Source organism: Rhizobium albus, assembly GCA_030160035.1.
Classification (GTDB): Bacteria; Pseudomonadota; Alphaproteobacteria; order Rhizobiales; family Rhizobiaceae; genus Georhizobium; species Georhizobium albus.
Window position 1 is genome coordinate 1,564,206 of the sequence record BSNO01000003.1, and the last position, 18,174, is coordinate 1,582,379.

At 61.5% G+C, this 18,174-nt stretch carries 30 protein-coding genes; 2 read left to right on the forward strand and 28 right to left on the reverse strand.

Features of this window, described 5'->3' with window-relative positions; genetic code table 11:
* Positions 1-196: 196 nt before the first annotated feature.
* Positions 197-1,108 carry an NAD-dependent epimerase/dehydratase family protein gene (locus QQL76_RS15160; RefSeq protein WP_499208323.1) on the forward strand — a complete coding sequence of 304 codons (912 nt, stop codon included), beginning with the start codon at positions 197-199 and terminating at the stop codon, positions 1,106-1,108.
* Between the two features lie 88 nt (positions 1,109-1,196).
* Here QQL76_RS15160 and QQL76_RS15165 read toward each other — a convergent pair whose 3' ends face one another.
* Positions 1,197-2,369: a zinc-dependent alcohol dehydrogenase gene (locus QQL76_RS15165; RefSeq protein WP_499208324.1), complete on the reverse strand. Its 1,173-nt coding sequence runs from the start codon at positions 2,367-2,369 to the stop codon at positions 1,197-1,199.
* Between the two features lie 212 nt (positions 2,370-2,581).
* On the opposite strand from QQL76_RS15165, the gene QQL76_RS15170 reads away from it, so the two are divergent.
* Positions 2,582-3,304 carry a thermonuclease family protein gene (locus tag QQL76_RS15170; RefSeq protein ID WP_499208325.1) on the forward strand — a complete coding sequence of 241 codons (723 nt, stop codon included), beginning with the start codon at positions 2,582-2,584 and terminating at the stop codon, positions 3,302-3,304.
* A gap of 103 nt (positions 3,305-3,407) precedes the next feature.
* Here QQL76_RS15170 and rplQ read toward each other — a convergent pair whose 3' ends face one another.
* From rplQ to rpsJ, 27 genes are all read right to left on the reverse strand, one after another.
* Positions 3,408-3,833 carry a bL17 family ribosomal protein gene (gene rplQ / locus QQL76_RS15175; protein WP_499208326.1) on the reverse strand — a complete coding sequence of 142 codons (426 nt, stop codon included), beginning with the start codon at positions 3,831-3,833 and terminating at the stop codon, positions 3,408-3,410.
* 53 nt (positions 3,834-3,886) lie between these two features.
* Positions 3,887-4,897: a DNA-directed RNA polymerase subunit alpha gene (locus QQL76_RS15180; RefSeq protein WP_126010270.1), complete on the reverse strand. Its 1,011-nt coding sequence runs from the start codon at positions 4,895-4,897 to the stop codon at positions 3,887-3,889.
* A gap of 105 nt (positions 4,898-5,002) precedes the next feature.
* The gene (rpsK, locus tag QQL76_RS15185) at positions 5,003-5,392 is read right to left on the reverse strand and encodes a 30S ribosomal protein S11 (protein WP_126010269.1); all 390 of its coding nucleotides are present in this window, start codon (positions 5,390-5,392) and stop codon (positions 5,003-5,005) included.
* 145 nt (positions 5,393-5,537) lie between these two features.
* Positions 5,538-5,906 (reverse strand): 30S ribosomal protein S13, encoded by a 369-nt coding sequence (gene rpsM, locus QQL76_RS15190; RefSeq protein WP_499208327.1) that lies wholly within the window; start codon positions 5,904-5,906, stop codon positions 5,538-5,540.
* A gap of 248 nt (positions 5,907-6,154) precedes the next feature.
* On the reverse strand, positions 6,155-6,805 hold the full coding sequence (locus tag QQL76_RS15195; RefSeq protein WP_499208328.1) for a nucleoside monophosphate kinase: 651 nt from the start codon (positions 6,803-6,805) through the stop codon (positions 6,155-6,157).
* Positions 6,802-8,142, reverse strand: a complete 1,341-nt coding sequence (secY, locus tag QQL76_RS15200) for a preprotein translocase subunit SecY (protein WP_404861785.1) — start codon at positions 8,140-8,142, stop codon at positions 6,802-6,804. The genes QQL76_RS15195 and secY overlap by 4 nt, the downstream gene beginning before the upstream one ends.
* Before the next feature lie 240 nt (positions 8,143-8,382).
* A complete protein-coding gene (gene rplO, locus QQL76_RS15205) occupies positions 8,383-8,871 on the reverse strand; it encodes a large ribosomal subunit protein uL15 (RefSeq protein ID WP_499208329.1) in 489 nt (162 codons plus the stop codon).
* A gap of 19 nt (positions 8,872-8,890) precedes the next feature.
* Positions 8,891-9,091: a 50S ribosomal protein L30 gene (gene rpmD / locus QQL76_RS15210; protein WP_126010264.1), complete on the reverse strand. Its 201-nt coding sequence runs from the start codon at positions 9,089-9,091 to the stop codon at positions 8,891-8,893.
* 61 nt (positions 9,092-9,152) lie between these two features.
* Positions 9,153-9,725: a 30S ribosomal protein S5 gene (gene rpsE / locus QQL76_RS15215; RefSeq protein ID WP_126010263.1), complete on the reverse strand. Its 573-nt coding sequence runs from the start codon at positions 9,723-9,725 to the stop codon at positions 9,153-9,155.
* 50 nt (positions 9,726-9,775) lie between these two features.
* Positions 9,776-10,138: a 50S ribosomal protein L18 gene (gene rplR / locus QQL76_RS15220; protein ID WP_126010262.1), complete on the reverse strand. Its 363-nt coding sequence runs from the start codon at positions 10,136-10,138 to the stop codon at positions 9,776-9,778.
* A 12-nt stretch (positions 10,139-10,150) separates the two neighbouring features.
* Positions 10,151-10,684, reverse strand: a complete 534-nt coding sequence (gene rplF, locus QQL76_RS15225; RefSeq protein WP_499208330.1) for a 50S ribosomal protein L6 — start codon at positions 10,682-10,684, stop codon at positions 10,151-10,153.
* A 41-nt stretch (positions 10,685-10,725) separates the two neighbouring features.
* Positions 10,726-11,124 carry a 30S ribosomal protein S8 gene (rpsH, locus tag QQL76_RS15230; RefSeq protein WP_126010260.1) on the reverse strand — a complete coding sequence of 133 codons (399 nt, stop codon included), beginning with the start codon at positions 11,122-11,124 and terminating at the stop codon, positions 10,726-10,728.
* Positions 11,125-11,136: 12 nt separating this feature from the next.
* Complete coding sequence (gene rpsN, locus QQL76_RS15235; protein WP_126010259.1) at positions 11,137-11,442, reverse strand: 30S ribosomal protein S14; 306 nt, start codon at positions 11,440-11,442, stop codon at positions 11,137-11,139.
* 34 nt (positions 11,443-11,476) lie between these two features.
* On the reverse strand, positions 11,477-12,034 hold the full coding sequence (gene rplE / locus QQL76_RS15240; RefSeq protein WP_499208331.1) for a large ribosomal subunit protein uL5: 558 nt from the start codon (positions 12,032-12,034) through the stop codon (positions 11,477-11,479).
* Positions 12,027-12,338 (reverse strand): 50S ribosomal protein L24, encoded by a 312-nt coding sequence (gene rplX, locus QQL76_RS15245; RefSeq protein WP_126010257.1) that lies wholly within the window; start codon positions 12,336-12,338, stop codon positions 12,027-12,029. Before rplX ends, rplE begins: the two co-directional genes overlap by 8 nt.
* 12 nt (positions 12,339-12,350) lie before the next feature.
* Entirely contained in the window at positions 12,351-12,719 is a 369-nt protein-coding gene (gene rplN / locus QQL76_RS15250; protein WP_126010256.1) for a 50S ribosomal protein L14, read from the reverse strand.
* Positions 12,720-12,837: 118 nt separating this feature from the next.
* Entirely contained in the window at positions 12,838-13,077 is a 240-nt protein-coding gene (gene rpsQ / locus QQL76_RS15255; RefSeq protein WP_404861783.1) for a 30S ribosomal protein S17, read from the reverse strand.
* A 13-nt stretch (positions 13,078-13,090) separates the two neighbouring features.
* Entirely contained in the window at positions 13,091-13,294 is a 204-nt protein-coding gene (gene rpmC, locus QQL76_RS15260; protein WP_126010254.1) for a 50S ribosomal protein L29, read from the reverse strand.
* 11 nt (positions 13,295-13,305) lie between these two features.
* Positions 13,306-13,719: a 50S ribosomal protein L16 gene (rplP, locus tag QQL76_RS15265; protein ID WP_126010253.1), complete on the reverse strand. Its 414-nt coding sequence runs from the start codon at positions 13,717-13,719 to the stop codon at positions 13,306-13,308.
* Between the two features lie 36 nt (positions 13,720-13,755).
* On the reverse strand, positions 13,756-14,460 hold the full coding sequence (gene rpsC / locus QQL76_RS15270; RefSeq protein WP_126010252.1) for a 30S ribosomal protein S3: 705 nt from the start codon (positions 14,458-14,460) through the stop codon (positions 13,756-13,758).
* 2 nt (positions 14,461-14,462) lie between these two features.
* Positions 14,463-14,852, reverse strand: coding sequence for a 50S ribosomal protein L22 (gene rplV / locus QQL76_RS15275; protein ID WP_126010251.1), 390 nt, complete (start codon positions 14,850-14,852; stop codon positions 14,463-14,465).
* Positions 14,853-14,854: 2 nt separating this feature from the next.
* Complete coding sequence (gene rpsS, locus QQL76_RS15280) at positions 14,855-15,133, reverse strand: 30S ribosomal protein S19 (protein ID WP_126010250.1); 279 nt, start codon at positions 15,131-15,133, stop codon at positions 14,855-14,857.
* 15 nt (positions 15,134-15,148) lie between these two features.
* The gene (rplB, locus tag QQL76_RS15285; RefSeq protein ID WP_126010249.1) at positions 15,149-15,985 is read right to left on the reverse strand and encodes a 50S ribosomal protein L2; all 837 of its coding nucleotides are present in this window, start codon (positions 15,983-15,985) and stop codon (positions 15,149-15,151) included.
* 39 nt (positions 15,986-16,024) lie between these two features.
* The gene (locus tag QQL76_RS15290; protein ID WP_126010248.1) at positions 16,025-16,318 is read right to left on the reverse strand and encodes a 50S ribosomal protein L23; all 294 of its coding nucleotides are present in this window, start codon (positions 16,316-16,318) and stop codon (positions 16,025-16,027) included.
* Positions 16,315-16,935 carry a 50S ribosomal protein L4 gene (gene rplD, locus QQL76_RS15295; protein WP_126010247.1) on the reverse strand — a complete coding sequence of 207 codons (621 nt, stop codon included), beginning with the start codon at positions 16,933-16,935 and terminating at the stop codon, positions 16,315-16,317. The genes QQL76_RS15290 and rplD overlap by 4 nt, the downstream gene beginning before the upstream one ends.
* Positions 16,935-17,654, reverse strand: coding sequence for a 50S ribosomal protein L3 (gene rplC / locus QQL76_RS15300; protein ID WP_126010246.1), 720 nt, complete (start codon positions 17,652-17,654; stop codon positions 16,935-16,937). Before rplC ends, rplD begins: the two co-directional genes overlap by 1 nt.
* Positions 17,655-17,727: 73 nt before the next feature.
* Positions 17,728-18,036, reverse strand: coding sequence for a 30S ribosomal protein S10 (rpsJ, locus tag QQL76_RS15305; protein ID WP_099868158.1), 309 nt, complete (start codon positions 18,034-18,036; stop codon positions 17,728-17,730).
* Between the last annotated feature and the right edge of the window lie 138 nt (positions 18,037-18,174).

Here is an 18,174-nt window from a genome sequence, read left to right on the forward strand (position 1 = left end):
CCTCGCCCCCGCGGGTCTGGCTCGTTATGGGACGCTTTATCTCTGGAACACTACTCGCCAGAGTCTTAGCACCTTCTGCCGGATCGTTGCGACAAAGCAGTGCGTGTGCGCAATCCCCCGTCCTCGCCGCCACCCCACCCTCGCCCTATATCGCCTCTCAATCGACATCTAACCCGTGCATCCCAAAAGGCCTCACATGAGCAAACGCATCGTTTTCACCGGCGGAAGCGGCAAGGCTGGGCGCCATGCGGTCGCCTATCTCAAGGCGCAGGGCCATACGGTGCTCAATGTCGATCTGAAGCCGCTCGATATCGAGGGGGTCAACACGCTGACGGCTGACCTGACGGACAGCGGCCAGGTCTTCAATGCGCTTTCGATGCATTTCGGGTTCGAGGGCTTCGAGACCGGCAAGGGGCCGGCGCCGGTCGATGCCGTGGTGCATTTCGCAGCCATTCCGCGGGTGCTGCTCCAGCCGGACAACGAGACGTTCAAGGCGAACGTCACCTCGACCTACAATGTCATCGAAGCGGCGACCAAGCTCGGCGTCCGCAAGATCGTCATCGCGTCCAGCGAAACCACCTATGGCGTGTGCTTTGCCGAGGGCGACAAGGACTACAAGCAGTTTCCGCTGGACGAGGACTACGACATCGATCCGATGGACAGCTACGGCCTGTCGAAGCTGGTGAACGAAAAGACCGGCAGGGCTTTTGCCGAACGCACGGGCGCCGACATCTACGCGCTGCGCATCGGCAACGTGATCGAACCGGAAGATTATGCCCGATTCCCGGCCTTCCTCGCCGATCCCCTGTCGCGCAAGCGCAATGCCTGGAGCTACATCGACGCCCGCGATCTCGGCCAGATCGTCGATCTGTGCATCGGCAGGGACGGTCTGGGCTTCCAGGTGTTCAACGCCGTGAACGACGAGATCACGGCCAATGAACCGAGTGCAGAATTCCTCGCCAAATGGGCGCCGAACACGCCGATCACGCAGCCGATGGACGAGTTTGAAGCCCCCATCTCGAACGCGAAGATCCGAAATGTGCTCGGCTTCAAGGAACAGCACAATTGGCGCCAATACGTGCCGGGCGCCGAACGGCAAGGCAGCTAGGCTTACAACGCGGCAAGCCGCAGATGGAAGCCATGCTCGTGGCTCCATCTGCGGCTTGCGCGCCCCGACGTCGAAGGGTGCAGCGACCTTAAGGCCGCATCACCACCTTCACGCACCCGTCGGTCTTGTCCCGGAACGCCTTGTACATATCCGGTCCTTCTTCCAGCGTCGCGTGATGCGTGATGACGAAGCTCGGGTCGATCTCGCCCTCCACCACCTTCTGCAGCAGCGGCTCCAGATAGCGGTGCGTGTGCGTCTGCCCCATCTTGAAGGTCAGCGCCTTGTTCATGGCCGGGCCAAAGGGCAGATGATCCACCATCCCCACATAGACGCCCGGGATCGACAGCGTGCCGCCCTTGCGGCATGAGAAGATCATCTCGCGCAGCACATGCGGCCGGTCGGTACCCAGCATCAGAGCGGCCTTTGCCTTGTCCAGCATGGAATCGGCGCTGGCGCCCGCATCCGCTTCGGTGCCGACGCAGTCGATGCAGCTGTCAGGCCCGCGCCCGTCGGTCATCTCCATCAGCGCGTCGTAGACATTCACATCCTTGAAATCGAGCGTCTCCGCCTTGCCGTGCGAGCGCGCCATCTCCAGACGCTCCGGCACGGTGTCGATGGCGATGACGCGTCCGGCGCCGAGCATCCAGGCACTCTGGATGGCAAACTGGCCAACCGGACCGCAGCCCCAGATCGCGACCGTGTCACCCGGTTCGATCTGCGCATTTTCAGCCGCCATGTAGCCGGTAGGGAAGATATCCGAGAGGAACAGCACCTGATCGTCCGGCAGCCCGTCCGGCACCTTGATCGGGCCGACATCGGCGAACGGCACACGGAGATATTCCGCCTGCCCGCCCGCATAGCCGCCGAGCAGGTGTGAATAGCCGAAGAGACCGGAGGGTGAGTGGCCCATCACCTTGCGCGCCATCTCGACGTTTCGGTTGGAGCGATCGCAAAGCGAGAACAGCTGCTTCTTGCAGAAGTAGCACTGCCCGCACGCCATGTTGAACGGCACGACGACCCGGTCGCCCACCTGGAACTTCTTGACCGAGCGGCCGACCTCGATCACCTCGCCCATGGTCTCGTGGCCAAGAATGTCGCCCGATTCCATCGTCGGCATGTAGCCGTCCATCAGGTGGAGGTCCGATCCACAGATCGCACAGGACGTCACCTTGATGATGATGTCGCCATCGTCTTCGATCGTCGGATCGTCCACCGAGTCGCAGCGAATGTCGCCCTTGCCGTGCCAGCACAGTGCTTTCATCTGATCGTCCCTTCCTATCCATTGCTGGCCCCCGAACAGGGCGCTGCGACCGATGTTCCATTGGCCGGTCGATGGACGGGGACGCCGGCGGGCTCATCCACAGCGAGATCCCTGCATTTCCGGGCGGCCGGCGCATTTTCATGGCGGCGTTAATCCCCGGGCAAGCGCTGCGGGCGACACTCACCTCCTTCCATTGCTTGGTGAGGTGTGACATGGCGCGGCGGAATTCTGGCAAAAGACGCAAGGCCGCGAAGCGGTCGGTGGGCGGCCAGCTGCTTGCCAGGCTCGGTCAGAGCATGCAGCTTGGCATCGTCGCGCTTGCCGTCGTCGGCGGGCACCATCTGCTGACCAGCGAGACCGGCGAGAAGCTCGTGACCGAGTTGGTGACGAAGCCGGCAAGCGAGGTCATCGCCCATGTAGAGACGGCACGCAGGCCCGCTCCGGCCCAGACGGGGACCCAGCCTGGAACCCAGGCTACGACCTCGGCCAAGCCAAACCCGCCTATGCCGGTCCCTTCCGTTGACCGTCAGGCAACGACCGCTGCGATCGACAGGGACGCCGTTCGTCCCCCTGCCCCGATCCCGGCCGCGGTGCAAATCACCATGTGCGGCTCTGGGGCCCGCATCAACTGCGTGGTCGATGGCGACACGATCTGGCTTGGCGGCCAGAACATCCGCATCGCCGATATCGACACGCCGGAAATCTTCAGCCCGCAATGCGCGGCCGAGCGCGAACGAGGCGAGCGGGCAGCCCGGCGCCTGCAGCAGCTCGTCAATGCGGGGCCAATAGAGCTGCGGAGAGGACTTCGCGACGAGGATCGCTATGGCCGCAAGCTGCGCACGCTGCATCGCGGCGGCCGCTCGCTCGGCGATATCCTGGTCGCCGAAGGGCTCGCCCGCAAATGGGATGGCGCACGCCGCGGCTGGTGCGCCTGATCCGCCCGTGACACCCGGCTGAATTTCATTCGTCCAAAGAAAAACCCCGCCCTTCGGTGAAGGACGGGGTTTCTGATAGCCCGGATAACGGAAGCGGCGTGGGTTACGCGGCTTCTGCTTCCCGCTCTTCGGCTTCGACGCGGGCACGGTCTGCTGCACCCTTGGCGTTGACGTCGCGTTCCACGAACTCGATGACGGCGAGCGGAGCGTTGTCACCGGCACGGAAGCCAGCCTTCATGATGCGCAGATAGCCGCCGTGACGGTCTGCGTAACGCGAAGCGATCGCGTCGAACAGCTTGCGCACTGCGTCCTGGTCCTTGATCTGCGAGAGCGCCTGGCGGCGCGCATGCAGGTCACCGCGCTTGCCGAGCGTAACGAGCTTCTCGACGATCGGGCGGATTTCCTTGGCCTTGGGCAGAGTGGTGACAATCTGCTCATGGACGATCAGGGACACGGCCATGTTGGCGAACATCGCCTTGCGGTGGCTTGCGGTCCGGTTGAGCTTGCGGCCTGCATTGCGATGGCGCATGAGCCTTCTCCTTCAGGGGCGGATGGCACTTTGGCTCATCCGCAGTCTAGGGGTTAATACTGGTCTTCGTAGCGCTTGGCGAGATCGTCGATGTTTTCCGGCGGCCAGGCGGGCACTTCCATGCCGAGATGCAGACCCATGGAGGCCAGCACTTCCTTGATCTCGTTCAGCGACTTGCGGCCGAAGTTCGGCGTACGGAGCATCTCCGCTTCGGTCTTCTGGATGAGATCGCCGATATAGACGATGTTGTCGTTCTTCAGGCAGTTCGCCGAACGGACCGAAAGCTCCAGCTCGTCGACCTTCTTGAGGAGCGCCGGGTTGAAAGCCAGTTCGGTGACGGCTTCTTCCTCGGTTTCCTTCTGCGGCTCGTCGAAATTGACGAAGACGCCAAGCTGGTCCTGGATGATGCGAGCGGCAAAAGCCACTGCGTCTTCACCCGTGACCGAACCGTCGGTCTCGATGGTCATGGTCAGCTTGTCGTAGTCGAGAACCTGGCCCTCACGGGTGTTTTCGACCTTGTACGAAACCTTCTTGACCGGCGAATAGAGGCTGTCGACCGGGATGAGGCCGATCGGCGCGTCTTCGGCGCGGTTGCGGTCGGCAGGCACATAGCCCTTGCCGTTGGCGACCGTGAACTCCATGCGGATTTCCGCGCCCTCGTCGAGGGTGCAGATGACGTGCTCGGGGTTCAGGATTTCGACGTCGCCGACGGTCTGGATGTCACCAGCCTTCACGACACCGGGGCCCTGCTTGCGCACGACCATACGCTTGGTCTCGTCGCCATCCATCTTGATGGCGATTTCCTTGATGTTCAGGACGATGTCGGTGACATCTTCGCGAACGCCCGGGATCGAGGAGAATTCATGCAGCACGCCGTCGATCTGGACTGCCGTGACGGCAGCGCCACGCAGCGACGACAGAAGCACGCGACGAAGCGCGTTGCCGAGGGTGAGGCCGAAGCCACGCTCGAGCGGCTCGGCAACCAGCGTCGCCTTGGTGCGGCCCGAGGAGGAGAACTCCACCTTGTTCGGCTTGATCAGTTCCTGCCAGTTTTTCTGGATCATGGTTTTTCCTTTCGCATCCCGCCACCATCCAATCGTGACGGGCAAGACGAAGAGCCGCAGAGGATCCGGGCCATCCCGGATCGTGCGGCATCGAAGAAGAGATGCTTAGACGCGGCGCTTCTTGCGCGGGCGGCAGCCATTGTGCGGGATCGGCGTCACATCGCGGATCGACGTGATCGTGAAACCGGCGGCCTGCAGCGCGCGCAGAGCCGACTCACGGCCCGAACCGGGGCCGCAGACTTCGACTTCCAGCGAACGCATGCCGTGTTCCTGCGCCTTCTTGGCGCAATCTTCCGCAGCCATCTGGGCAGCGAACGGCGTCGACTTGCGCGAACCCTTGAAGCCCTTGGCACCAGCAGACGACCAGGCAATTGCGTTGCCCTGTGCGTCGGTGATGGTGATCATGGTGTTGTTGAACGTCGAGTTTACGTGAGCAACGCCCGACGAGATATTCTTGCGTTCGCGACGGCGGACGCGTGCGGCTTCCTTGGCCATGGTCTTCCTTTCAGTCGATCTCTACGCCGCCGTAATACCAGCGGCTCCACCAGGTGGTGAATGGTGAATGGGAAAACGGTGAATGGACAAAGCCCACCTCGCGGCGAACACGCCATTCACCATTCACCATTAGCCATTCACCGCATTACTTCTTCTTGCCGGCAATCGCCTTTGCCGGACCCTTGCGGGTGCGAGCATTGGTGTGCGTGCGCTGGCCGCGGACCGGAAGGCCACGACGGTGACGCAGGCCGCGGTAGCAGCCGAGGTCCATGAGACGCTTGATGTTCATCGAGGTCTCACGACGCAGATCGCCCTCGACCTGATAGTCACGGTCGATGGACTCGCGGATCGCGAGAACTTCAGCGTCCGAGAGCTGGTTCACGCGGCGCTCTGCCGGAATGTTGTTCTTGGCGACAATCTCGGCAGCCAGCTTGGGGCCAATGCCGTGAATGTACTGAAGCGCGATGATGACGCGCTTGTTGGTCGGAATGTTTACGCCTGCAATGCGGGCCATACCCAATTCTCCATGTTGCCCGGAGCGATCCGGTGCCGGCCAGGCCGGCTGTAAAGATTACCCGCGTCCGGTGGAGGCCGGCCCATGCGGATCATGAACTCATCTTCAAAAGGCCAAACGCTCGTCCATCCGGACGAGAGAATCCGACAATCGTGAAGGGATGCGGTGCCGTAGTCGAAAACGGCACCGTCGTCAACCACCCGGCGCGATTCTCTTAGCAAGAACCGGGCCGAGCGATCTGGTTTGGGTCAGACGTTCGCGAGGATCGCTTCGATCTGGGCGGTCACATCGTCCATCGGTGCCATACCATCCAGGGACTTCAGCTTGCCCTTGCAGTGGTAGTAGCCGATCAGCGGCGACGTTTCCTTGTAGTAAGCCTGGAGGCGCGTCTGAACCGTTTCGGCCTTGTCGTCCGGTCGGCGCTTGAACTCCGTCGAGCCGCACTTGTCGCAGACGCCCGGGGTTTTCGGCTGATGGTTCGTGTCGTGATAGCCAGCGCCGCAATTGGCGCAGGTGTAACGTCCCGCGATGCGGTCGACCAGAAGCTCGTCGTCGACCCGCATCTCGATCACGACCGAAAGATCCAGGCCCTTTGCCGCCAGCATCTGCTCGACGGCATCGGCTTGCACCAGGGTCCGCGGATAACCGTCGAGGATGAAACCCTTGCGGCAATCGTCCTGATCGATCCGGTCGGACACGATCGCATTCACGATGTCGTCGGATACGAGCTTGCCCGCATCCATGACCGCTTTGGCGCGCTTGCCGACTTCGGTCTCGGCGGCGACCGCTGCACGCAGCATGTCGCCAGTTGAAAGTTGGGGAATGCCGTACTTCTCGACCAGCCGTTGAGCTTGTGTCCCCTTGCCCGCTCCCGGCGGTCCTAGAAGTATTAATCTCATCTCTTGCGCTTGCCTCCCCGCAGCTTGGACTTCTTGATGAGCCCCTCATATTGCTGCGCGATGAGATGCCCCTGAACCTGCGCTACCGTGTCGAGCGTCACATTGACGACGATCAGCAGCGATGTACCCCCGAGATAGAACGGAACGCCCGTCCGTGCGATTAGAAATTCGGGTAAGAGACAGACGACGACAAGATAGATAGCGCCAACGACGGTGATGCGAGTCAGCACGTAGTCGATGTAGTCCGCCGTACGCTCACCAGGACGGATGCCCGGGATGAAGCCACCGTGCTTCTTCAAATTGTCCGCCGTATCCTTCGGATTGAAGACGACAGCCGTGTAGAAGAAGGCGAAGAACGCGATCATTGCAGCGTAGAGCAGCATGTAGAGCGGCTGGCCATGGCCGAGCGTCGCCAGGATGGTCGTCGCCCATGGCGGCATCGTCGTCGTGTCGGAGAAGCCAGCAACCGTCGCCGGCAGAAGCAGGAGCGACGATGCGAAGATCGGCGGGATGACGCCGGCGGTATTGAGCTTCAGCGGCAGGTGCGACGTGTCGCCCTGGAACATCCGGTTGCCCACCTGGCGCTTCGGATACTGGATCAGAAGGCGGCGCTGCGCACGCTCGACGAAGACGATGAGCGCGATGCAGGCGATGGCGATCAAGATGACGGCGATGATGATGCCCGTCGACAGGGCGCCCGTGCGGCCGAGTTCCAGCGTGCCGGCGATTGCCGTCGGCATGGCGGCGACGATGCCCGCGAAGATGATCAGCGAAATGCCGTTGCCGATGCCGCGTGCCGTGATCTGCTCGCCGAGCCACATCAGGAACATCGTGCCGCCGACAAGCGTGATGACGGTCGAAATGCGGAAGAACCAGCCCGGATCGACGACGATCCCTGCCCCCGACTCAAGCCCGACAGCGATGCCGTAGGCCTGCAGCGTGCCGAGCAGCACGGTTCCATAGCGCGTGTACTGATTGATGACCTTGCGGCCCTGCTCGCCTTCCTTCTTCAGCTGCTCGAGCGACGGCACGACCGACGTCATGAGCTGCATGATGATGGAGGCGGAAATATACGGCATGATGCCGAGCGCAAAGATCGCCATGCGTTCGACAGCGCCGCCGGCGAACATGTTGAACAGCCCGAGCACGCCGCCCGCCTGCTGCTGGAAGGCCTGCGCGAAAGCGTCAGGATCCAGGCCCGGCAGCGGAATGAACGTCCCAAGCCGATAGACGAGAAGCGCACCAAGCGTGAACCAGATGCGCTTCTTCAAATCCTCGGCCTTGGCGAAGGCTGCGAAATTGAGATTGGAGGCGAGTTGTTCGGCTGCAGATGCCATGCAAATCTCCGCATGGTCGGCTTGTTTGAAAACCGCGCCGTAGTGCCGGCTGCGGAAAGCACGACCGTTCCACTTGATCGAAAGACCCGTTTATAGACGTACCCATGCCAGGGGAAGGTCGGCAATGAGCGCCGTCAAGATCTCCGAGCGTCCCATTTGCCGCATGGCGCGAGAGCGCTAGTGGCGGTCGTCATATGGGATGATGGCCGCCCGATTGTAAGAACCGGGCGGCCGATCAAATCACTTGGTGTCGGCGTCGTTTTCAGCAGCGGCGCTCAGGAGCTTGACCGAACCGCCAGCCTTCTCGATCTTTTCGATCGCGGACTTGGAGGCACCGGCAACTTCGAGCGTCAGCTTGGCCTTGAGGTCGCCATCGGAGAGGACGCGAACGCCGTCCTTGGAGCGACGGATGATGCCGGCAGCCTTCAGAGCCTCGACATCGACAGTTTTGCCGGCATCGAGCTTGTTGGCGTCGACTGCGGCCTGGATGCGGCCGAGCGAGATGACGTTGAAGTCCTTGGCGAAGATGTTCGTGAAGCCACGCTTCGGCAGGCGACGATAGATCGGCATCTGGCCGCCTTCGAAGCCGTTGATCGCGACGCCCGAACGGGACTTCTGACCCTTGACACCACGGCCAGCGGTCTTGCCGCTGCCCGAGCCGATGCCGCGACCGACGCGCTTGCGCGGCTTGGTGGCGCCGTCGACGTCATGCAATTCATTCAGTTTCATGATCTTCCTGCTCCCCGTCTCAGTTTTCTTCGACGACGCGAACGAGGTGAGAGACCGTCCGGATCATGCCACGTACCGACGGAGTGTCGACGAGCGTGCGGCGGCGGTGCATCTTGTTCAGGCCCAGGCCGATCAGCGTTGCACGCTGCTCTGCCGGGCGGCGGATGGGGCTGCCGATCTGTTCGATCGTGATCGTCTTGCCCGACTGTGTCTCAGCCATGATGATGGCTCCCTTCAAAGATGGCCGGACGCTCTCCTGAGCGTCGACGGCTCAACCCAACTTATTCCTCGACGGCAGCCGTGCTGCCCGAAGCTTCGGCGCGGCGCGCCTGAAGCGTCGCGAACTTGATGCCACGCTGTGCAGCGATGTCCTTGGGGTGCATCTGCTTCTTCAGCGCGTCGAAGGTGGCGCGAACCATGTTGTACGGGTTCGACGAACCGGTCGACTTGGCGACGACGTCATGCATGCCGAGCGTTTCGAAAACGGCGCGCATCGGACCACCGGCGATGATACCCGTACCGGGCTTTGCTGCACGAAGCAGAACCTTGCCGGCGCCGTGGCGGCCATGCACGTCATGGTGCAGGGTACGGCCCGAACGCAGCGGTACGAAGATGAGATCGCGCTTGGCGCTTTCGGTTGCCTTGCGGATGGCTTCCGGCACTTCGCGTGCCTTGCCATGACCGAAGCCTACGCGGCCCTTCTGGTCGCCGACGACGACGAGGGCTGCGAAACCGAAACGACGGCCGCCCTTGACGACCTTGGCGACGCGGTTGATGTGGACGAGCTTGTCGACGAATTCGCTATCGCGCTCTTCATCGCGACCGCGGTTTTCGCGGCGTGCTTCTCTTGCCATTGTCCTTGTCCTTATTTTTTTGCGGTTTCAATCGGCAGATTGAGTTGAGATTAGAAGCTCAGACCGCCTTCGCGGGCAGCTTCGGCGAGGGCCTTGATGCGGCCGTGGTAAATGAACGACCCACGGTCGAACACGACTTCCGTGACGCCGGCCTTGGTGGCGCGCTCTGCGAGGAGCTTGCCGACAGCGGCAGCAGCCGCCGTATCCGCACCCGTCTTCAGCGAAGTACGCAGATCCGTGTCCAGCGTCGATGCCGATGCGAGGGTGTGACCCTTCGTATCGTCGATCAGCTGGGCATAGATGTTCTTCGACGAACGATGAACCGACAGCCGCGGACGGCCGTTGGACACCTTCTTCAGCTGGCGGCGGACGCGTGAGGCACGACGCGTAAGGGTTTCTTTCTTGGTAGCCATCTTGGCAGTTCCTTACTTCTTCTTGCCTTCCTTGCGGACGATGCGCTCTTCCGCGTACTTCACGCCCTTGCCCTTGTAGGGCTCCGGCGAGCGGAATTCACGGATCTCCGCGGCGACTTGACCGACGCGTTGCTTGTCGATGCCGCTGATGATGATTTCCGTCGGCTTCGGGCAGGCGATCGAGATGCCTTCGGGCGTCTGATAGATGACGTCATGGCTGTAGCCAAGCGCCAACTGCAGATTTTTGCCCTGCATGGTGGCGCGGTAGCCGACGCCGTTGATCTCGAGCTTGCGCTCGTAGCCCTTGGAGACGCCCAGCATGATGTTTTCGACCATCGTGCGGGACATGCCCCACTTCGAACGAGCGTTCTTGCTGTCGTCCATCGGAGCGACGACGACTGCGCCATCTTCCATCTTCACCAGCACTTCGTCGTTTGCAACGAAGCTGAGCTCGCCCTTGGGGCCCTTGGCCTTGACCGTTTGGCCTTCCACCGAGGCAGTGACGCCCGAGGGAACCTGAACGGGTTTCTTACCGATACGAGACATTGTTCAACCTGTCTTTCTCGTGTGGGGAACCTGGCGGCGTCTTAGAAGACGCTGCACAGGACCTCGCCACCGACGTTCTGTTCGCGTGCCTGATGGTCCGCCATCACGCCCTTCGGGGTCGAAAGAATGGTGATGCCGAGGCCGTTTGCGACCTGCGGGATCGACTTGACCGAAACGTAGACGCGACGGCCGGGCTTCGACACACGCGCGATCTCGCGAATGACGGAACCGCCTTCGTGATACTTCAGCTCGATGGTGATTTCAGACTTGCCGTTGCCGAAGTCGGTCTCGGAATAGCCACGGATGTAGCCTTCCGACTCAAGGACGTCGAGCACGCGTGCGCGCAGCTTCGAAGCCGGCGTCGAAACGCTGGTCTTCTTGCGGCTGGCGCCGTTGCGGATACGGGTGAGCATATCGCCCAGGGGATCTGTCATGGCCATGTGCTCGTCTCCTTACCAGCTCGACTTCACAATGCCCGGCACCTTGCCGAGATTGCCGAGCTCGCGCAGCGCGATACGCGACATGCCGAGCTTGCGATAAAAGGCGCGCGGACGGCCCGACACTTCGCACCGGTTACGAATGCGCGTCTTGGAACCGTTACGCGGCAGTTCGGCGAGCTTGAGGGTCGCACGGAAGCGATCCTCGATCGGCAGTTCCTGGTTCTTCACGATCGCCTTGAGGGCCGCGCGCTTCTTAGCGTCCCGGGCCACCAGCTGACGCCGGCGCTTGTTCTTTTCGACTGCGCTGACTTTCGCCATTTCGCTTATCCTTCTTTACGCTTGCCGTTACGGACTACTGGCGGAACGGGAAGTTGAACTCTTTGAGAAGAGCCCGTGCTTCGTCGTCGTTCTTTGCCGTCGTGCAAACGATGATATCCATGCCCCACATCTGATCGACCTTGTCGTAGTTGATCTCGGGGAACACGATGTGTTCCTTGATGCCCATGGCGAAGTTGCCACGGCCGTCAAAGCTCTTCGGGTTCAGGCCGCGAAAGTCGCGAACGCGCGGCAGAGCCACGGTCACGAGGCGGTCCAGAAACTCATACATGCGGGTGCCGCGCAGCGTCACCTTGGCGCCGATCGGCATGCCTTCGCGGACCTTGAAGCCAGCGATCGACGTGCGTGCGCGGGTGATGACCGGCTTCTGGCCGGCGATTGCCGCGAGATCGGCAGCAGCGACCGAGGGCTTCTTGGAATCGCCCGTCGCTTCACCGACGCCCATATTGATCACGATCTTGTCCAGACGCGGGATCATCATGTCGTTTGCGTAGGAGAACTGCTCGCGCAGTGCGGCGCGGATGCGCTCGTTGTACTCGGTCTTGAGCCGCGGCTCGTACTTTGCCTCAGCCATTGATCGTATCTCCGGAACGCTTGGCGACACGAACCTTCTTGTCGCCGTCAATCTTGAAACCAACACGGGTCGCCTTGCCGTCCTTCGGATCGGCAAGCGCCAGGTTCGACAGGTGGATCGAGGCTTCCTTGGTGATGATGCCTGCTTCCTGCGTCTGGGTCTGGCGCTGGTGGCGCTTCACCATGTTGATGCCGCGCACGATTGCGCGATCGTCTTTCGGCATCACCTGGAGGACTTCGCCGGTGCGGCCCTTGTCCTTGCCGGTGATCACAACGACGCTGTCGCCTTTACGGATCTTTTGCATCGTGGTCTCTCCTTACAGCACTTCAGGCGCCAGCGAGATGATCTTCATGTGGCTCTTGGCGCGAAGCTCGCGCGGAACAGGGCCGAAGATACGCGTGCCGATAGGCTCTTTCTTGTTGTCGATAAGAACGGCTGCGTTCTTATCGAAGCGGATGACGGAACCGTCCGAACGACGGATATCCTTGGCCGTGCGAACCACGACCGCCTTCATGACATCGCCTTTCTTGACGCGCCCGCGCGGAATTGCTTCTTTTACCGAAACGACGATGATGTCGCCGATAGAAGCATATTTCCGCTTCGAGCCGCCCAGCACCTTGATGCACATGACACGACGAGCGCCGGAATTATCGGCGACGTCGAGGTTTGTTTGCATCTGAATCATGTCAGACCGCCTTTTCCTTCAATCGGCGAGGAGGCCATGCCACCCTCGCCTTCTGGCATTGTTGTTATTCGTGCTGGCGCGCTTCTGACGCGCCTTGCGGCAATCGTCAAGCCGACGATTATTCCGCAGCGTTGGAAACGACGGTCCAGCGCTTGTCTTTGGAGATCGGCGCGCACTCCTGGATGGAAACGAAGTCGCCGGTCTTGAACTGGTTGGTCTCGTCATGCGCCTTGTACTTCTTGGACCGGCGAACGGTCTTCTGAAGCAAGGGGTGCGCGAAGCGACGCTCCACGAGGACCACGACGGTCTTCTCGTTCTTGTCGCTGACGACGGTGCCCTGCAGAATGCGTTTCGGCATTGTTCTTGGTCCTTTAGGCCTTGGCTTCTGCCGCCAGCTTCTGGCGGGCAATTGTCTTGATGCGTGCGATGTCGCGACGGATCTCGCGAACGCGCGAGGTCTTTTCAAGCTGGCCGGTAGCCCGCTGGAAGCGCAGGTTGAACTGCTCCTTCTTCAGCTTGGCAAGTTCGTCGTTCAACTGGTCGGCGCTCAGCGCACGGACGTCTGTCGATTTCATTGTCCGTCTCCTTAATCGGCGATGCGCTGTACGAAGCGCGTCTTGACCGACAGCTTGGCGGCGCCGAGGCGAAGAGCCTCACGCGCGATTTCTTCCGAAACGCCATCGATCTCGAACATGATACGGCCTGGCTTGACCTTGCAGGCCCAGTAGTCGACCGAACCCTTACCCTTACCCATGCGGACTTCCGTGGGCTTGGAGGTGACCGGCACATCCGGGAACACCCGGATCCAGACGCGACCAGCACGCTTCATGTGACGGGTGATCGCGCGGCGAGCCGCTTCGATCTGACGCGCATTGACGCGGTCCGGTTCTTGCGCCTTCAGGCCGAAAGAACCGAAATTCAGGTCAGAGCCGCCCTTGGCCACGCCCTTGATGCGGCCCTTGAACTGCTTGCGGTACTTCGTACGCTTTGGCTGCAACATAGTCTTATTCTCCGAATTCTCGAACCGCGCTTATGATCACGCGTTCTCGCGGCGGCGCTGGCCACCCTGATTATCGCCTTCCAACGCGCGACGCTCCGAAGCCATCGGGTCATGCTCGAGGATCTCACCCTTGAAGATCCAGACCTTGATGCCGCAGATGCCGTAAGCCGTATGGGCCTCGGCCGTGCCGTAGTCGATATCGGCCCGCAGCGTATGCAGCGGCACGCGGCCTTCACGGTACCATTCGGTGCGCGCGATTTCCGCGCCGCCCAAACGACCGGCCGACGTGATACGGATACCTTCGGCGCCAAGACGCATGGCGGACTGAACGGCACGCTTCATGGCGCGACGGAATGCCACACGACGCTCGAGCTGCTGAGCAATCGACTGAGCGACCAGCGTCGCATCGGTCTCAGGCTTGCGCACTTCGACGATGTTGAGGTGCGTTTCCGAGTTGGTCATCTGTGAGAGGCGCTTGCGCAGCTTCTCGATGTCCGCGCCCTTCTTGCCGATGATGAGGCCCGGACGCGCAGCATGGATCGTGACCCGGCACTTCTTGTGCGGACGCTCGATCACCACCTTCGAAATCGCAGCCTGCTTCAGCTCATCCATGATGAACTTGCGGATCTTCAGATCCTCGTGAAGCAGCTTGGAGTATTCGGCGTTGTCGGCGAACCAGCGGCTGTCCCAGGTACGGTTGATGCCGAGGCGAAAGCCGATCGGATTGATTTTCTGACCCATACTTAAGCAGCCTTCCCGGTTTCTTCGACTTCGCGCACCACGATGGTCAGGTGCGAGAACGGCTTCTCGATGCGGCTCGCGCGGCCACGGCCACGAGCGTGGAAACGCTTCATCGTGATCGACTTGCCGACATGCGCTTCCGCGACGATCAGCTGGTCGACGTCGAGGTCGTGGTTGTTTTCAGCGTTTGCGATGGCAGACTGAAGCGTCTTGCGGACGGTTTCAGCGATGCGCTTGCGCGAAAACTCGAGATCGGCCAGAGCCCGCTCAACCTTCTTGCCGCGGATCATGGCCGCAACGAGATTGAGCTTCTGGGGACTGACGCGGATCGTGCGCGCAACTGCCTGCGCCTCGTTATCCTTGAGCCGGCGTTCGGCTTTGGCCTTGCCCATTGTTACTTCCTCTTCGCCTTCTTGTCCGCGCCGTGACCGTAGTAGGTCCGCGTCGGAGCGAATTCGCCGAACTTGTGTCCGACCATGTCTTCCGAAACTGATACCGGAATGTGCTTCGCGCCATTGTAGACACCGAAGGTCAGACCGACGAACTGCGGCAGGATCGTGGAGCGACGGCTCCAGATCTTGATCACTTCGCTGCGTCCGCCTTCGCGCACCTTCTCAGCCTTCTTGAGAAGATAGCCGTCGACAAACGGACCTTTCCAAACTGAACGAGCCAATTGAGACTTCCTCTCTTACTTCTTGCGCTGGTGGCGCGAGCGCATGATGAACTTGTCGGTCGACTTGTTCGACCGCGTACGCTTGCCCTTGGTCGGCTTGCCCCAGGGCGAAACCGGGTGACGACCACCCGAGGTCCGGCCTTCACCACCACCATGCGGGTGGTCGACGGGGTTCATGACGACGCCGCGGACATGCGGACGCTTGCCGCGCCAGCGGGTGCGACCAGCCTTGCCATCGTTGATGTTGCCGTGGTCCGGGTTCGAGACCGCGCCGACGGTGCCGAGGCACAGGCCCGACACGAGGCGCTGCTCGCCAGAGTTCAGGCGAAGGATCGCCATGCCCTGGTCGCGGCCAACGAGCTGAACGTAGGTGCCTGCCGAACGGGCGATCTGGCCACCCTTCTCCGGCTTCATCTCCACGTTGTGGACGATGGTGCCGACCGGCATGTTCTGAAGCGGCATGGCGTTGCCAGGCTTCACGTCCACAGCCTTGTTCGACGAGACGACCTTGTCGCCGACAGCCAGGCGCTGCGGAGCCAGGATGTAGCTCAGCTCACCGTCATCGTACTTGATGAGTGCGATGAATGCCGTGCGGTTCGGGTCGTATTCGAGACGCTCGACCGTTGCCGATACGTCGAACTTGCGACGCTTGAAATCGACCATGCGGTACGAACGCTTGTGACCACCGCCCTGGTAGCGCGCAGTGATGCGGCCGGCGTTGTTACGGCCGCCCTTCTGCGAAAGGCCTTCCGTCAGCGTCTTGACCGGCTTGCCCTTGTAGAGGGCGGAGCGATCGACGATGACGAGCTGGCGCGTGCTCGGCGTGATCGGATTGAAACTCTTCAATGCCATTTTCTTGTTTCCTTACGGTTCCGGTCGCTCAGGCGCGCCTCAGAGGCCCGTCGATACGTCGAGGGTCTGACCCTCGGCGAGCGTGACGATTGCCTTCTTGACGTCGCTCTGGCGGCCCTTGATGCCACGGAACCGCTTGACCTTGCCCTTGCGAAGCAGCGTGTTCACCGCCTTGACCTTGACGCCGAACAGCGCCTCGATCGCAGCCTTGATCTCCGGCTTGGTAGCCTTCTTTGCGACATTGAACACGACCTGGTTGTTGTCCGAGGCCATCGTTGCCTTTTCGGTGATCGCCGGTGAAACGATCACGTCGTAGTGACGAAGATCAGTCATTTGAACCGCTCCTCAAGCGCTTCGACAGCCGACTTGGACAAGACGAGCTTGCCGCGACGCAGGATGTCGTAAACATTGATGCCCTGTACCGGCAGAATATCCACGTTCGGGATGTTCTTGGCCGCAAGGCGGAAATTGCTGTCCAGGTCGGCGCCGCCGATCAGAAGTGCGTTCGTCAGGCCGAGCTTGCCGAAGGACTCCAGGAGACCCTTCGTCTTTGCTTCCTTCGCGACGAAATCGTCGATGACGATCAGGTCTTCCGAACGAAGCTTGGCCGACAGCGCATGCTTCAGGCCGAGCGCACGAACCTTCTTGGGAAGGTCATGGCCGTGGCTGCGAACGACCGGGCCGTGAGCCTTACCGCCGCCGCGGAACTGCGGAGCGCGTGCCGAGTGGTGACGTGCGCGGCCGGTGCCCTTCTGGCGGTACATCTTGGCGCCGGTGCGGGAAACTTCCGAACGGCCGAGCGCCTTGTGAGTGCCGGCCTGCTTCTTGGCAAGCTGCCAGCGAACGACGCGCTGCAGGAGATCGGCGCGGGGCTCCAGGCCAAAAACGGCGTCCGAAAGCGAAACCGTGCCGGCCGAGCTGCCGTCAAGAGTGGTGACGTTGAGATCCATTACTCGGCTCCCTCATTCGTAGCTTCAGCGGTCGCACCATTCGACGCCGAACGCAGTGCTGCCGGACGCGGAGCCGCTTCCGGGATCGGCGACTTGATGGCATCGCGAACGAGGATCCAGGCACCCTTGGAGCCGGGAACGGCGCCCTTGATGAGGATCAGGCCGCGGTCGACATCCGTCGAGACGACTTCGAGGTTCTGGGTCGTGACGCGCGTCTGGCCCATGTGACCAGCCATGCGCTTGCCCTTCCACACGCGGCCCGGATCCTGGTTGGAACCGGTCGAACCGTGCGAACGGTGCGAGACCGAAACGCCGTGAGTTGCACGCAGACCACCGAAGTTGTGGCGCTTCATGGCACCGGCGAAGCCCTTACCGATCGTGGTACCGGTCACGTCGACCAGCTGGCCGGCAACGAAGTGCTCGGCCGTCAGCTCGGCGCCGATATCGATCAGATTGTCTTCGCTGACGCGGAACTCGGCCAGCTTTGCCTTCGGCTCGACATTTGCAGCGGCGAAATGGCCGCGCAGTGCCTTCGTCGTGTTCTTGACCTTCTTGAGTCCGACGCCGAGTTGGACGGCTGCATAGCCGTTCTTCTCGACGGTCCGCTGAGCAACGACCTGGCAATTGTCGAGCTTGAGGACTGTTACCGGGATGTGGTCGCCGGCGTCGTTGTAGACCCGGGTCATCCCTACCTTTTGTGCAATCACACCTGAACGCATCGGTTCATTCCTTTTAGAGGAGTCGTTCGTTCATCCGGCGCTCTCAGGCGCCTTGGATGGTCCAGACCGACTCTTAAAGCTTGATTTCGACGTCGACGCCGGCAGCCAGGTCGAGCTTCATCAGCGCATCGACCGTCTGGGGGGTCGGATCGACGATGTCGAGAAGACGCTTGTGCGTGCGCATCTCGAATTGCTCGCGGCTCTTCTTGTCGATGTGCGGCGACCGGTTGACCGTGAACTTCTCGATCCGCGTCGGAAGCGGAACGGGACCACGGACATTGGCACCCGTGCGCTTGGCGGTCGAAACGATCTCACGCGTGGAGGCATCGAGAATCCGATGATCGAACGCCTTGAGGCGGATACGGATATTCTGGCCGTTCATTCGAATTCATCCTTGTTTGAAGTAAAGGCGCGCCGCCCGAAGCCGGCGCGCCATAAGGGTCAGACCAGCTCTTATTCCGTGATCGCGGCGACGATGCCGGCGCCGACGGTGCGGCCGCCTTCGCGGATGGCGAAGCGC